At 67.6% G+C, this 13247-nt stretch carries 13 protein-coding genes; 4 read left to right on the top strand and 9 right to left on the bottom strand.

The window, feature by feature from the left end; translation table 11 throughout:
• Window positions 1–1320 (top strand): DNA repair protein RadA (gene radA / locus QZ994_RS14870; protein WP_290873253.1); only part of this gene is annotated, 1320 nt, incomplete at its 5' end.
• 19 nt (window positions 1321–1339) lie between these two features.
• On the opposite strand, the gene murJ is transcribed toward radA, so the two are convergent.
• On the bottom strand, window positions 1340–2902 hold the full coding sequence (murJ, locus tag QZ994_RS14865) for a murein biosynthesis integral membrane protein MurJ (RefSeq protein ID WP_290873250.1): 1563 nt from the start codon (window positions 2900–2902) through the stop codon (window positions 1340–1342).
• 195 nt (window positions 2903–3097) lie between these two features.
• Here murJ and rpsT point away from each other — a divergent pair, with 195 nt between their 5' ends.
• On the top strand, window positions 3098–3391 hold the full coding sequence (rpsT, locus tag QZ994_RS14860) for a 30S ribosomal protein S20 (RefSeq protein WP_290873247.1): 294 nt from the start codon (window positions 3098–3100) through the stop codon (window positions 3389–3391).
• Between the two features lie 124 nt (window positions 3392–3515).
• Here rpsT and cowN read toward each other — a convergent pair whose 3' ends face one another.
• From cowN to QZ994_RS14845, 3 genes are all read right to left on the bottom strand, one after another.
• Window positions 3516–3824 carry a N(2)-fixation sustaining protein CowN gene (gene cowN / locus QZ994_RS14855; RefSeq protein WP_290873243.1) on the bottom strand — a complete coding sequence of 103 codons (309 nt, stop codon included), beginning with the start codon at window positions 3822–3824 and terminating at the stop codon, window positions 3516–3518.
• Window positions 3825–3895: 71 nt separating this feature from the next.
• Window positions 3896–4609 carry a Crp/Fnr family transcriptional regulator gene (locus tag QZ994_RS14850; protein ID WP_290873241.1) on the bottom strand — a complete coding sequence of 238 codons (714 nt, stop codon included), beginning with the start codon at window positions 4607–4609 and terminating at the stop codon, window positions 3896–3898.
• 28 nt (window positions 4610–4637) lie between these two features.
• Window positions 4638–4967, bottom strand: coding sequence for a DUF3579 domain-containing protein (locus QZ994_RS14845; RefSeq protein ID WP_290873256.1), 330 nt, complete (start codon window positions 4965–4967; stop codon window positions 4638–4640).
• A 489-nt stretch (window positions 4968–5456) separates the two neighbouring features.
• On the opposite strand from QZ994_RS14845, the gene QZ994_RS14840 reads away from it, so the two are divergent.
• Both QZ994_RS14840 and argF read left to right on the top strand, forming a co-directional pair.
• Complete coding sequence (locus QZ994_RS14840) at window positions 5457–6659, top strand: aspartate aminotransferase family protein (protein WP_290873238.1); 1203 nt, start codon at window positions 5457–5459, stop codon at window positions 6657–6659.
• A 2-nt stretch (window positions 6660–6661) separates the two neighbouring features.
• The gene (gene argF, locus QZ994_RS14835; protein ID WP_290873235.1) at window positions 6662–7594 is read left to right on the top strand and encodes an ornithine carbamoyltransferase; all 933 of its coding nucleotides are present in this window, start codon (window positions 6662–6664) and stop codon (window positions 7592–7594) included.
• Window positions 7595–7601: 7 nt separating this feature from the next.
• On the opposite strand, the gene QZ994_RS14830 is transcribed toward argF, so the two are convergent.
• From QZ994_RS14830 to flhF, 5 genes are all read right to left on the bottom strand, one after another.
• Window positions 7602–9029: a methyl-accepting chemotaxis protein gene (locus QZ994_RS14830; protein WP_290873232.1), complete on the bottom strand. Its 1428-nt coding sequence runs from the start codon at window positions 9027–9029 to the stop codon at window positions 7602–7604.
• Between the two features lie 104 nt (window positions 9030–9133).
• Complete coding sequence (locus tag QZ994_RS14825; RefSeq protein WP_290873229.1) at window positions 9134–10495, bottom strand: methyl-accepting chemotaxis protein; 1362 nt, start codon at window positions 10493–10495, stop codon at window positions 9134–9136.
• 56 nt (window positions 10496–10551) lie between these two features.
• Entirely contained in the window at window positions 10552–11265 is a 714-nt protein-coding gene (locus QZ994_RS14820; protein WP_290873226.1) for an RNA polymerase sigma factor FliA, read from the bottom strand.
• A 20-nt stretch (window positions 11266–11285) separates the two neighbouring features.
• Complete coding sequence (locus QZ994_RS14815) at window positions 11286–12137, bottom strand: flagellar biosynthesis protein (RefSeq protein ID WP_290873224.1); 852 nt, start codon at window positions 12135–12137, stop codon at window positions 11286–11288.
• A gap of 23 nt (window positions 12138–12160) precedes the next feature.
• A partial coding sequence (flhF, locus tag QZ994_RS14810) for a flagellar biosynthesis protein FlhF (RefSeq protein ID WP_290873220.1) occupies window positions 12161–13247 on the bottom strand: 1087 nt, incomplete at its 5' end.

Here is a 13247-nt window from a genome sequence, read left to right as displayed (position 1 = left end):
TGGCTGGGCAAATGCCCGCACTGCAACGCCTGGAACACGCTGGAAGAGGCCCGCGTGGAACCCGCCAGCGCCGGCAAGAACCGCCTGCAGGCCCTGTCGCGCGGCCTGAATGCAGCCCAGCCGGTGACCACCCTGGCCGACATCGAAGCGGCCGATGTGGCCCGCACCCCCACGGGCCAGGAAGAACTCGACCGGGTGCTGGGTGGCGGCATCGTGGCCGGTGGCGTGGTGCTGATCGGCGGGGACCCGGGCATCGGCAAGTCCACCCTGCTGTTGCAGGCGCTGGACGCCCTGTCGCGCCAGATGCCCGTGCTCTATGTGACGGGTGAAGAAAGCGGCGCGCAGGTCGCCATGCGGGCGCACCGCCTCGGGCTGGACGGCTCGAAGGTGCGGGTGCAGGCGGAGATCCAGCTGGAAAACATCGTCGCCACACTGGAGGCCGAAAAGCCCTCCTTCTGCGTGATCGACTCCATCCAGACCCTGTTTTCGGACGCGCTCAGCTCGGCGCCCGGCTCGGTGGCCCAGGTGCGCGAGTGCGCCGCCCACCTGACGCGGGTGGCCAAGTCCAGCGGCTGCACCATGGTGCTGGTGGGGCATGTGACCAAAGAAGGCGCGCTGGCAGGCCCCCGCGTGCTGGAGCACATCGTCGACACGGTGCTGTATTTCGAGGGCGACACCCACAGCAGCTTCCGCCTGATCCGCGCCATCAAGAACCGCTTTGGTGCGGTCAATGAAATCGGCGTCTTTGCCATGACGGAAAAAGGCCTGAAGGGCGTCAGCAACCCCAGCGCCATCTTCCTCTCCACCCACAGCGAGCCGGTACCGGGCTCCTGTGTGCTGGTGACGCTGGAAGGCACGCGGCCCATGCTCGTTGAAATCCAGGCCCTGGTCGACGCCGGTGGTCCCAGCCCGCGCCGCCTGAGCGTGGGCCTGGAGCGCGACCGCCTGGCCATGCTGCTGGCCGTGCTGCACCGCCATGCGGGCGTGGCCTCGGGCGATCAGGACGTGTTCGTCAACGCGGTGGGTGGCGTGCGCATCAGCGAGCCCGCAGCCGACCTGGCCGTGCTGCTGGCCATCCAGAGCAGCCTGCGCGGGCGCGCCCTGCCCAAGGGCTTCATTGCGTTTGGCGAAGTGGGCCTGGCCGGCGAGATCCGCCCTGCCCCTCGCGGCCAGGACCGCCTGAAGGAAGCCGCCAAGCTGGGCTTCACCGTGGCCCTGGTGCCCAAGGCCAATGCGCCGAAAAAGCCCATCGAGGGCCTGACCATCCACGCCGTGGAGCGGGTGGACGAGGCCATGGCCCTGGTGCGCGGCCTGAGCTGAGCTCCGGCCTGCCGGCCCCTCAGCGCTTGATCGCCTGACGCAGGTTCAGGCCCGACGCGGCCAGCGCGCCGAAATACACAACGCCCGCGCCCACCAGGCAAGCCGCCATGGCGCCGATGCGCAGCAGGGGCTGGGCACGCAGGGCCACCCAGTCGAGGTGCTGGGTCGCCAACCACAGGCCCAGGCCCAGCAAGGCGGTGGCGCCCGCCACACGCAGGGCAAACAAGAGCCAGCCCGGCTCAGGCTGGTAGCGACCGGCCTTGCGCAACCCCATCAACAGCCAGCCGGCATTGACCAGCGACCCCAGACCAATGGACAGCGCCAGCCCTGCATGCCCGAGGAGGGGCACGAAGACCAGGTTGAAGCCCTGGGTGATGGCCAGCACCGTGATGCCGATGCGCACCGGGGTCTTGATGTCCTGCGTGGCGTAGAAGCCCGGCGCCAGCACCTTCACCCCTACCAGGCCCATCAGGCCCACGCCATAGCACGACAGGGCCAGCACGGTTTGCTGCACATCGTTGGGCGTGAAGCGCCCGTAGTGGTAGAGCACCGCCACCAGGGGCTTGGAGAACACCAGCAACGCTACCGCACTGGGCAGGGCCAGCAACAGCACCAGGCGCAGCCCCCAATCGAGCAGGCCCGAGAACTGGCGCACGTCGCCACTGGCCTGGGCCCGCGACAGTTGCGGCAGCAGCACCACGCCCAGGGCCACACCCAGCATGGCGGTGGGGAACTCCATCAGGCGGTCGGCATAGGTGAGCCAGGACACCGCGCCGGCCCCCAGGTGCGACGCGATCTGTGTGTTGACCAGCAGCGAAAGCTGCGCCACCGACACGCCCAGCACGGCCGGCGCCATCTGGCGCAGGATGCGGCCCACGCCCGGGTGCGCCCGCGCGGCCCGCCAGGCCTTGAGCGACAGACCGATGCGCGGCGCCATGCCGATCTTGAGCAGCGCCGGGAACTGCACGCCGAGTTGCAGGGCACCGCCCAGCATCACGCCCACGGCCAGCGCATACACCGGCTCGATGCCATGGCTGCGAAACAGGGGGGCCAGCAGCGCGGCCGCGGCGATCACGCTCAGGTTGAGCAAGACCGGCGTGACGGCCGGCACCGCAAAACGTCCCCAGGTGTTGAGGATGCCGGCGCTCAGCGCCACCAGCGACATGAAGCCGATGTAGGGGAACATCCAGCGGGTCATGACCACGGCTGCGTCGAAGCCCCCGCTCTCCTGCAGGCCCGAGGCCATGGCCCAGACCAGCACTGGCGCACCGACCACGCCCAGCAGGCTGACCAGGCCCACCGCGCCAAACAGCACCGTGCCGACGGCATTGACCATCTCGTGCGTGGCCTGGTCGCCATTTTTCGTGCGGCTTTCGGCCAGCAGCGGCACAAAGGCCTGCGAGAACGCGCCCTCGGCAAACAGGCGGCGCAGCAGATTGGGAATGCGGAAGGCGACGTTGAAGGCGTCGGTCGTGGCACTGGCCCCGAAAGCCGCCGCGATCAGCAACTCCCTGACCAGACCGGTGATGCGCGACGCAAGGGTCAGCAGGGAGACGATGGAGGCGGATTTCAGCAGGCTCATGCGGCGGATTATAGGAATCGCACCCCGGTCGCCTTGAGACGGACTTTTCAAGCGGCTTGAGGCGGGCTATAATCTGCGGTTTTCCAACCAACTGGCGCTTGCCAGGTGCGAATCGGCGCAGCGGAACAACCTCTTCACCGCAAGGTGTGCAGGCTGAACTGCCGGGCCCGAGCATCGTCAAGTGCACCAAACAACATGCCTTCCGCATCCAAAGTCAAGAAGACCGTCCGCATCGCTTCCGGCCGCAAGCGCGTCCGCCAGGACGTCAAGCTGAACGCCGCCAACTCGGCCCTGCGTTCGAAGTTCCGCACCGCCATCAAGGGCGTGCTCAAGGCCGTGAAGGCTGGCGACAAGGCCACCGCCTCTGCCGCTTTCAAGACCGCTCAATCCGTGATCGACTCGATCGCCGACAAGGGCATCTTCCACAAGAACAAGGCCGCTCGCCACAAGAGCCGCCTGTCGGCCAAGATCAAGGCCCTGGCCGCCTGATCTGCCTGCACGGGGTGACACCGTCACCCTGCCGCGAGGCCCGCATCCCAAAAGCCCGCTTTCGAGCGGGCTTTTTGCTTTTTGCTTTCTGCGGCAGCCGGCTCACAGTTGGCTCACAGTCGACTCAAAAGCATTCATCCTCCAGCTGATCGAGCATGGCCAGGCCTTCTTCATCGGCCATGGCCTCGAACAGCTCACGCACCTGGTTGACGAAGCTGGCCAGCAGGAGCAGGTCGTCGCACTGCACCCCGTTGCGGGCCTGGCGACGCTGGCGGAAGTACTGCCAGAACGCGTTGTCCTGCCCTCCTCCACCCAGGGTGTGCTGCTCGATGCGCTGCATGACGCGGCGCGTCTGGCCATCGAAATCGATGCCAAGGAAGGTGACGTAGCGGTCGGTCTGTGACGGTGCGGAGGGACGGTGGGTCTGAGGCATGGGAGGCTCCCGGGTTGAGATGCCTCGCAGACTAAGGATGGGCGGGTGCCGCGTCTGTCGCGCAGGCGACGTCAGCGGACATCCAGGGCCGCATCCCCCAGGGTGCAGGGCCGCGTGGCCTGCGTCGGCCCACCTTCCGAGGCCAGCCCCCAGGCTGCCAGGGCGGGCACGTCGAACAGCAGCAGCTCCTTGCGACCGATGCGCTCAACCAGGCCCTCGCGGGTCATATGCCCCAGCACGGTGGAGACGGTCTGGCGGGTGGAGCCCAGCAGCAGGGCCACTTCCGTGAGGGTGACGCTCAGGGTCACGGTGCAGCGTACCACGGTCTCGTCTTTCGCCTGTCGCCTGGCCACGCTGACGAGGAAATGGGTGAGCCGCTGGCGTGCATCCCGAAAAGCCAGGTTGTTGACGTGTTCGATGGTGCCGGCCAGCATGTTGCCCAGCACCCGCATGATGGCGGAGACGGCACCGGGCTGGGTGACCAGCAGGCCGGCAAAACGGCGGGTGTCGACCAGGCTGAGTTCGGTGGGCTCGAGCGCCTCGACGAAGGTGGGGGTGTGGGTGGTGAAGACATCGCCCGGCTGCAGGAAGGCCAGGGTGAGTTCACGGTGTCCGCTGGAAAGGTAGACCCTCAGGCGCCCACTGCGGACGATGAAGACCAGGTCGGCCGCGTCCTGCGGCACGCTCACCGTCTGCCCCTTGGGGTAGCGGCGGCCATGGAAAGCCGAGAGGAAGGCCTCACCGGCGGGGCTGTTCAGGAAGCCCAGGAAATCGCGCGGGTTCATGGCGAGTGGCCCCTGAACCCCTTGGTGCTCAGCCCTTGCTGGGCGGCACCTCGGGCAACAGGCAGGCATCGACCACCTGCAGCTTGTTGTCACGGGCGAAGTTCATGACGAAATCCCAAGCCATGGGCTCGAGTTCGCGCAGCGCCTCGTTGACGATCACGCACTTGACATTGCCGATGGTGGTGGGGACACAATATGGGGAATACCCTATGTGCGCGGCCATGCCCATGCTGGCGCCGCCCGGGCGGAAGCTCGACATGGCACCAGCGAGGCGCTCGGCCCAGTCGCTGGGGCGAAACGTGCGCCCTTCCGTGGTGAGACCTTGGATGAAGACTTCGCGGGGTTTGGGTGAGGTCAAGGGCTTGGGGTTCGTCGACACGGTGGCGCTTCCGACGGACTGTGCAATGGGTGAATTGACAGGCACAGCGGCAGATTGTGTCTGCGTGCTGCGGGGATCAAGGGCCGATTCGGGAGGATAACCCTGGCTCGGCACCTTGCGACCAGTCTTGCTGATGGAGTCGTCGTGAGTGAGCGTTTCCATGCGTGACAGCCCTCTATTGTCGCGGACAGTGCACTGTCACGCAATATGAATGCCAAGAATCCGCGCACCTCGGTGGGTCACGCTGCTGACTTGACGCCACGGCAAGCTGCCGGGCAGCGGGCCATCGTCAGGATGTCGACAGCCTGTTGTGCGAACTGAAGGCGGGACAACCCGCCCTCGGCATCCTGGCGTCCGATCCCGTGCACAAAGGCCGACTGCCGGAGGCGCCCCTTTTCTTTAGAATGGCTGCTGGCGCAGTGCCTGCTGCGCCATTTTCATTTCAACGAACCTGAGAACCCCTGTGCCATGAACGCGCCTGTGTCGATGCCCCACGTGATGCCCACCTACGGCCGCCTGCCCATTGCCTTGTCGCATGGCGAAGGCGCCCACGTCTGGGACACCGAAGGCCGACGCTACCTGGACGCGCTCGCCGGCATCGCGGTCAACACCCTGGGCCACAAGCATCCCAAGCTGGTGCCGGCGCTGCAGGACCAGGTCGAGAAAATGATCCACTGCTGCAACTACTACCAGGTGCCGCTGCAGGAAGAGTTGGCCCGCATGCTGGTGGAGCGCTCCGGGCTGACCAACGTCTTCTTCTGCAATTCGGGCCTGGAGGCCAACGAAGCGGCGCTGAAGATCGCGCGCAAGTACGGCCACGACAAGGGCATCGCCCGCGCCGAGGTGGTGGTGTTCGAGAAGGCCTTCCATGGCCGCTCGATCGCGACGCTGTCGGCCACGGGCAACCCCAAGGTGCATGCGGGTTTTGCGCCCCTGGTCGAGGGCTTTGTGCGCGTGCCGCTGAACGACATCGCCGCGCTGGAAGAGGTCGCCCGCACGAATCCGAACGTGACCGCCGTGTTCCTGGAAGTGATCCAGGGTGAAGGCGGCATCAACCCGGCCCGTGTGGAGTACCTGCAGGCCGTGCGCGCCTTGTGCGATCAGCAGGGCTGGCTGCTGATGCTGGACGAAGTGCAGTGTGGCATCGGCCGCACCGGCAAGTGGTTCGCCCACCAGTGGGCCGGCATCCAGCCCGACGTGATGCCCCTGGCCAAGGGCCTGGGCTCGGGCGTGCCCATCGGCGCGGTGGTGTGCGGCCCCAAGGCGGCCAACGTGCTGCAGGCGGGCAACCACGGCACCACCTTTGGCGGCAACCCGCTGGCCATGCGCGCCGGCGTCGAGACGCTGAAGATCATGGAAGAAGAGCAGCTGATGGCCAACGCCGACCGCGTGGGCAAGCACATCATGGCCGCCCTGGGTCGGGAGCTGGCCGGCCTGGCCGGTGTGAAGGAAATCCGGGGGCAGGGCCTGATGATCGGCATCGAGCTCGACCGCCCCTGCGGCGTGATCCTGACACGCGCCCTGGAGGCTGGCCTGCTGCTGAGCGTGACGGCCGACACCGTGGTGCGCCTGCTGCCTCCGCTGATCTTCACCACCGCCGAAGCCGACGAGACCGTGGCCATCCTGGCCCCGATCATCCGCGCCTTCCTGTCCGAAACGAGCCCCGCCTGACCATGAAGCCCGGTATGAGCCTGATCAAACACTATCTGCAGTTCAAGGACTTGCGCGAGCCGGAATACGCCTACCTCTTCGAGCGGGCCGCCATCATCAAGCGCCGCTTCAAGAACTACGAGAAGTACCAGCCGCTGGCCGACCGCACCCTGGCCATGATCTTCGAGAAGGCCAGCACGCGCACGCGGGTGAGCTTCGAGGCCGGCATGTACCAGATGGGCGGCTCGGTGGTGCACCTGACCACCGATGGCAGCCAGCTGGGCCGCAGCGAGCCCATCGAGGACAGCGCCAAGGTGATCTCGCGCATGGTCGACCTGGTGATGATCCGCACCTACGAGCAGGCCAAGCTGGTGAAGTTTGCGGCCAACTCGCGCGTGCCGGTGATCAACGGCCTGACCAACGAGTACCACCCCTGCCAGATCCTGGCCGACATCTTCACCTTCATCGAGCACCGTGGCTCGATCAAGGGCAAGGTGGTGGCCTGGGTGGGCGACGGCAACAACATGGCCAACACCTGGCTGCAGGCCGCCGAGATCCTGGGTTTCACGGTGCACGTGAGCACGCCGAGCGGCTACGAGATCGATGCGGCCGTGGCCGGGATCTCGAACACCGACTGCTACAAGGTCTTCAAGGACCCGATGGACGCCTGCCGCGGCGCCGACCTGGTGACCACCGATGTGTGGACCTCCATGGGCTATGAGGCCGAGAACGAGGCCCGCATGAAGGCGTTTGCCGACTGGTGCGTGGACACCGACATGATGGCCGTGGCCAAGCCCGATGCCCTCTTCATGCACTGCCTGCCCGCGCACCGCGGTGAAGAGGTGCAGGCCGAGGTGATCGACGGCCCACAGTCCGTGGTGTGGGACGAGGCAGAGAACCGCATGCACGTGCAGAAGGCGCTCATGGAGTACCTGCTGCTGGGCCGGATCGGCTGAAGCGCCCTCAGGTGCGGGCAGGCTCTCGCACCTTGAACACCGAGACGCTTTGCAGCAGGCTTTGCACCTGCTGCTGCAGGCTCTCGGCCGCGGCGGCGGTTTCTTCGACCAGGGCGGCGTTCTGCTGCGTGGCCTGGTCGAGCACGTTGATGGCCTGGTTGATCAGGCCGATGCCCGCGTCCTGTTCCGTGCTGGCGCGGGTGATCTCGCCAACCAGGTCGCTGACCTGGCGGACCTGGTCGACCACGTTGCCAATGATCTGACCGGTGCTGTCGACCAGGCCGCTGCCGGTGTCGACCTGCTCGACGCTGCTGGTGATGAGGCGCTTGATCTCGCGGGCGGCTTCGGCGCTGCGCTGGGCCAGGGTACGGACCTCCCCGGCCACGACCGCAAATCCCCTGCCCTGCTCGCCGGCGCGAGCGGCTTCCACGGCGGCGTTGAGCGCGAGGATGTTGGTCTGGAAGGCGATGCCGTCGATCACGCCGATGATGTCGGTGATCTTTCGGCTGGACTGCTGGATGCCGCCCATGGTCTGGATGACGCGCCCCACGGCCTCACCGCCCTGGTTGGCCACGTCGGAGGCGTCACCCACGAGGCCGTTGGCACGGCGAGCGTGCTCGGCACTCTGGCGGATGCTGGCGGCGATCTCGTCCATGGAAGAAGCGGTCTCGGCCAGGCTGCTGGCCGCCTGCTCGGTGCGCTGGCTCAGAGAGACGTTGCCCGAGGCAATGTGGTGGGTCGCGCCGCCGATGGCCTGGGTGGCGGTCCGCACCTCGTGGATGGCCTCGTCGATGTGGCGCAGGGCGGCCAACATGCGGGCCGTGGTGGGGTTGTCGGAGTGGCCATGGGCCATGGAGAGGTCGACCGAGCCGTCGGACGCCTGGATGCGGCGGGCGATTTCGGCCAACTCCTCGGCGGTCTGGAAATCGGCGCGGGCGCCAGCGGCCAGGAAGAGGAGCACGGCGGTCTCGGCCACCACGTAGAGGGCGTGCTCGACCACCTTCATGAACCCGGGCTCGGTGAAGCAGATGGGGCCCCAGCCCCAGGCCTGGAACTGGTTGAAGCTGAGGTGGTGCACCGCGATGACGGCCGCCCCCGCCAGGATGGGCAGGGCGTGACGGTAGGTGGCCAGACAGGCCATGAAGGCAAAGACGGCAAAGTGGGCCTCGTTGTGCCCGCGCGCCGTGTGAATCAGCAGCGCCACCATGGCCATGCCCAGGGCCGGCAGGCCCACCATGCTGCCCAGTCCACCTTGCGAGCGGGCGGCCACCCCCAGGGCCAACAGCATCAGCACCGCGCCCACACCCAAGGACAGCCCGAGGCTGCCGTAGTGGGTGGCATAGGCCAGGGTCCCCAGGAACACGACGCCAGTGGCAGAAAGCACGACGCGATCGTGCGCCTCGAACAGACGGGGAGAACTCAAGGGTGAAGACATGGGGCGGTGTTCCAGGAAAAACGAAGGCCCGCGGAACCGGGGGCCTTGCGTGTTTTCGGACAAAACCCGCAATGTCTTGAGGGGAATTCTGTAAAGCTGCCTTGCTAGAAGCGGTATGCCAAACGCAGGCCACCCCAGTGTCGCCCGTGGACGACGATGGGTGCGGCCGCCTCCTTGAGCAGCACGAACTGGCCGCCTCCCATGTCGCGGCGGTAGGTTTGCAGCAGGAAGGGGCGCTGGTTGCGTGCCGAGGCCAGGCCGGTGCGGTCGTTGAAGATGCGCCGCCAGCGGCTGTGGGCGGTGTTCCAGATCACGTCGCCCGGGCGCTGGGGCTGGCAGTAGGCGCGGTTGTGGGTGGAAATGTAGCCGTTGCGGTCGGCGGCGATGCAGAAGACCACATCGGGCAAGGCCTGGATGGCCGCTTCCTGGATGGGTGGAAAGAATTCGTCGGTGACGGCGTTGAAGCGCGTCTGGTGCTGGGCGGGCTGGCTGCCGGGCACGGGGCGGTAGGTTTCGTCGAAGAGGTGTTCCAGGGTGATGTAGCCCTGGGAAAGCGCCCCTTCGAGGGCTTCGCTGATCTGGGCAGCGGCCTGGCGGGCCAGGTCGATGTAGGGCGTGTCGGCGGTCTGGACGCCGCAACCGGCGAGGTGGTCCATGAGGCGCTCGGAGACGCCCAGCACGCTGTCGCTGCGGCGCAGGGCCACGTCGAGGTTCTGGCTGGTGGCGCGCACTTCCTCGCCCATGCTGCCCACCTGGTTGGTGATGCCACCGGAGAGGTCCCGGCTGGCCTGGGCGGCCTCGGTGATGCGCTGCACGCCGGACTCGACGCCAGAGAGCGCCTCGCTCAGGCGCAAGCGACCGGAGGCGCTGGGGGCCTGGCCCTTGTCCATGCTGAGGTCGCTGGCCAGGGACTGAATGCGCTGGTCAAGCTGGGCCACGGTGCTCATGATGGCCTTGGAGATGGACTCGACCTGGGTGGAGAGGTCTTTCACGGCATCGGCCACAACCGAAAAGCCGGCACCGGCCTCACCGGCGCGCTTGGCCTCGACCGAGGCGTTGAAGGCCACCAGCCGGGTTTGCAGGGCAACCTGGGTGATCTGGCGGGCGGCATCGGAGACCTGGTGGAGCGTGTCGACGACGCCGCCCACCTCGCTGCCCACGTGGGCCACGCTGTCGCGGGCCTCGTTCATGGCCTGCAGGCTCTGACGGGTCTCCGTCTCGATCTGTTCCTGGGCGTGGACGATGTCCTGCAGCTGCCCCAGCAGGGCGGTCAGGGTCTCGGTCTGGCGGCGGGCCGCGCTGGCCGTATCCTCCAGTGTGCCGCGCAACTCGGCGGCCTCGCGGCCCAGGCCGCTGGTGTCTTGCTGAAGCGTCTGGGCCAGGGCCCTGACCTCGCGTTGCGCTTCACCGAGCTCGGTGGGTGCGGCGGCGACAGGGGGGGCTTTGCGGCGGAAGGCCTCGAACATGGGTCACCTGATGGGTCTGTGTTGCCAACTCGGAGCGCGGTGGGCCGAGTGCCGGCTCACCACTCCCGGAGCTTGACACGCAGACGGGCGATGGACTGGCTGTGGAGCTGGCAAACACGGGATTCGGTCACGCCCAGCACCGCGGCGATCTCCTTGAGGTTCATGTCCTGCTCGTAGTACATGCTCATGACGTACTGCTCACGCTCGGGCAGGTTCTTGATGGCCTCGACCAGGGCGTGCCGCATGCGGTGGTCCTGCAGCAGGCTCAGCGGGTCATGGTCGTCTTTCGTGACGTGGCGGTCAAGGTAGTCGTTGTCTCCATCCTCGCCGCTCATGTCTTCGAGGTAGATGAGCTGGGTGCCGCGCACCTTGCCCAGCATCTCCTGGTAGTCGTCCAGGTCCATGCCCATCTCTTTGGCGATCTCGCTTTCCTGCGGCGCGCGGCCGAGCTTTTGCTCCAGGCGGTGCACGGCGCCTTCGATGTCGCGCTGCTGCTTGCGGGTGCCGCGGCTGAGCCAGTCGGCGCCGCGCAGTTCGTCGAGCATGGCGCCGCGGATGCGCTGGGTGGCGAAGGTCTCGAACTGCACGCCCTGGCCGGCGTCGAAGCGCGAGAGCGCATCGGTCAGGCCGATCATGCCGACCTGGATGAGGTCATCGATCTCGACGTTGGCCGGCAGCTTGGCGATCATCTGATGGGCCAGGCGTCGCACGAGCGGGCTGTATTGCTTGAGCATCGTGTCGATGTCGAGGCGTCCCTTGGCGGTGTACATGCTGGTCTCCATGATCTTCTTCAATTGAGTGCGGTGCTCACGCGCGCGGGCAAGGCGGCCCCTGGGGACACCAGGTGGTCGAAGGCGCTGTCACCCAGGGTCTGCGGCAGGGCGGCGCGCAGCAGGCCGGCGGCGATCTCCATGAAGCGCGGGCTGGGCGCCTCGCTGGCGGGCTCGAAGGGGTCCAGGCGCAGGCTGTCGCGCTGGGCCACGCCCAGGAAGTCGTCGGCGCAACGGGCCAGGCGCTGAGCCACCTCGTCGGCCTGTTCGGATTCGCTGTGGGCGCAGACCATGAGGTCGTAGGCCATCCAGCCGCCGCGCTGGCTGAGCACCTTGACGGCGGCGTAGGCGTCGCGCAGGCCCTCGGCCAGGTCGTTGGTGCACAGCAGGGGGCGCAGGTTGAGGCCGCGGCTGCGTTCGCCAAAGAGGCGCACCAGTTCGCTGGCGGTGGCGTGCACCAGGACGACGTCGCTCTGGGGCGAGGCATCGGCCAGGGCGTCGAGCAGGTGGCTGCATGAGCCACGGGCATCCACATGGCGCAGCAGCAGGCCCCGGGCGGCCATGTGGCTGACCTGGGGCGACAGGGCTTCGATGCCTTCGGCCAGGTCGAACTCGACCAGCTCGCCGGGCGGGCGGGCCTGGTCGCTGGCGTCGATCACCAGGGTGTGCAGGCCCACGCTGGCGTAGGCGGCGCACAGGCGGGCCAGCACCATGCCGCCGCAGCGGGCGCTGGGGTTGGCCACGACGGGGATGAAGCGCAGCACACGGGTGGCGAACATCTGGCGCAGCCCCTGAGCCTGGTCCACCGGGTGGTGGGCTCGGGTGCGTGCGCTGGCGGGGCGTTCGTTGTGGATCATGAGGGCTGTCGGCAAGGCGTGGGGTAGATCAGCGGGACTCAGATGGAACGCGGGGTGCTCAGGGGGTCGGCGGGGCTCAGGGTGGAAAAGACCAGGTTCACCTCGTTGGGGTCCAGCCGGTAGGCGGGGTTGAGGCTGGCGCGCAGGGCGCGGTGAACCAGGGCCTGGGCCGACAGGCGATGCCAATCTTCGGGCACGCGTTGGCCGTTGGCCACGCCCAGAACCCTGAGCTTGTGACGGATTAACGCATCCAGCGCCGGACCGAGCTTCACGGCCTCGTCCAGCTTGGAGAGGACGATGCCGGCGCACTGCGAGGCCTGGTAGGAGACCATCACGTCTTCGATGGCATCGCCCTGGGCGGCGGTGTTGATGACCAGCAGCTTGCGGATGGCCGGGTGGGCCAGCATGTCCAGCAGTTCCTTGGCGCGGCTGTCGCGCTGGGCCATGCCGGCGGTGTCGATCAGGATGAGCTTCTTGCCGGAGAGGAGCTCCAGCAGGTCTTCCAGGGCGGCGCGGTCGTGGGCCATGTGCACGGGCACGCCCAGGATGCGGCCGTAGGCGCGCAGCTGTTCGTGGGCGCCGACACGGTAGGCGTCCAGCGTGATCAGGCCCAGGTTGTGGGCGCCATGCTTGGCCGCGAAGGTGGCGGCCAGCTTGGCGGTGGTGGTGGTCTTGCCGACGCCGGTGGAGCCGATCAGGGCGATGATGCCGCCCTGGTCTTCGATGGCGGGGCCCTGGTCGCCGGTGAGCAGGTTGCGCTGCAGCACCTGGGTGGCCCATTGCACGGCGTCCATCTGGCCGTTGAGCACCTCGGCGGGCATGGCGTCGAGCATCTTGCGGATCAGCACGGCGGAGAAACCACCGTCCAGCAGCTTCTGGGCGAGTGCGGCCTGGCTGGGCGTGCGGCCCAGCTTCTCGATGAAGGCGATGGTTTCGAAGCGCTCTTTCATCATGGCGCGCATGGCGCGCAGTTCGCCCAGCATGTTGGCGTTGGCCTCCTGGGCGGCGCGCAGGGCCTCGACGGTGGCCGTGTCCGGCGCGACGGCGCGCACGGGGGCCACGGGGCGCTGGGCCGTGACCTTGTCCATGGTCAGGTCGGCGTGCTCGCCGCGCAGTTCGCCCAGT

Origin of the sequence: Aquabacterium sp. (genome assembly GCF_021768455.1) — a bacterium.
Taxonomy (GTDB): Bacteria; Pseudomonadota; Gammaproteobacteria; order Burkholderiales; family Burkholderiaceae_C; genus Aquabacterium.
This window is presented reverse-complemented; position numbering and strand designations above follow the sequence as displayed.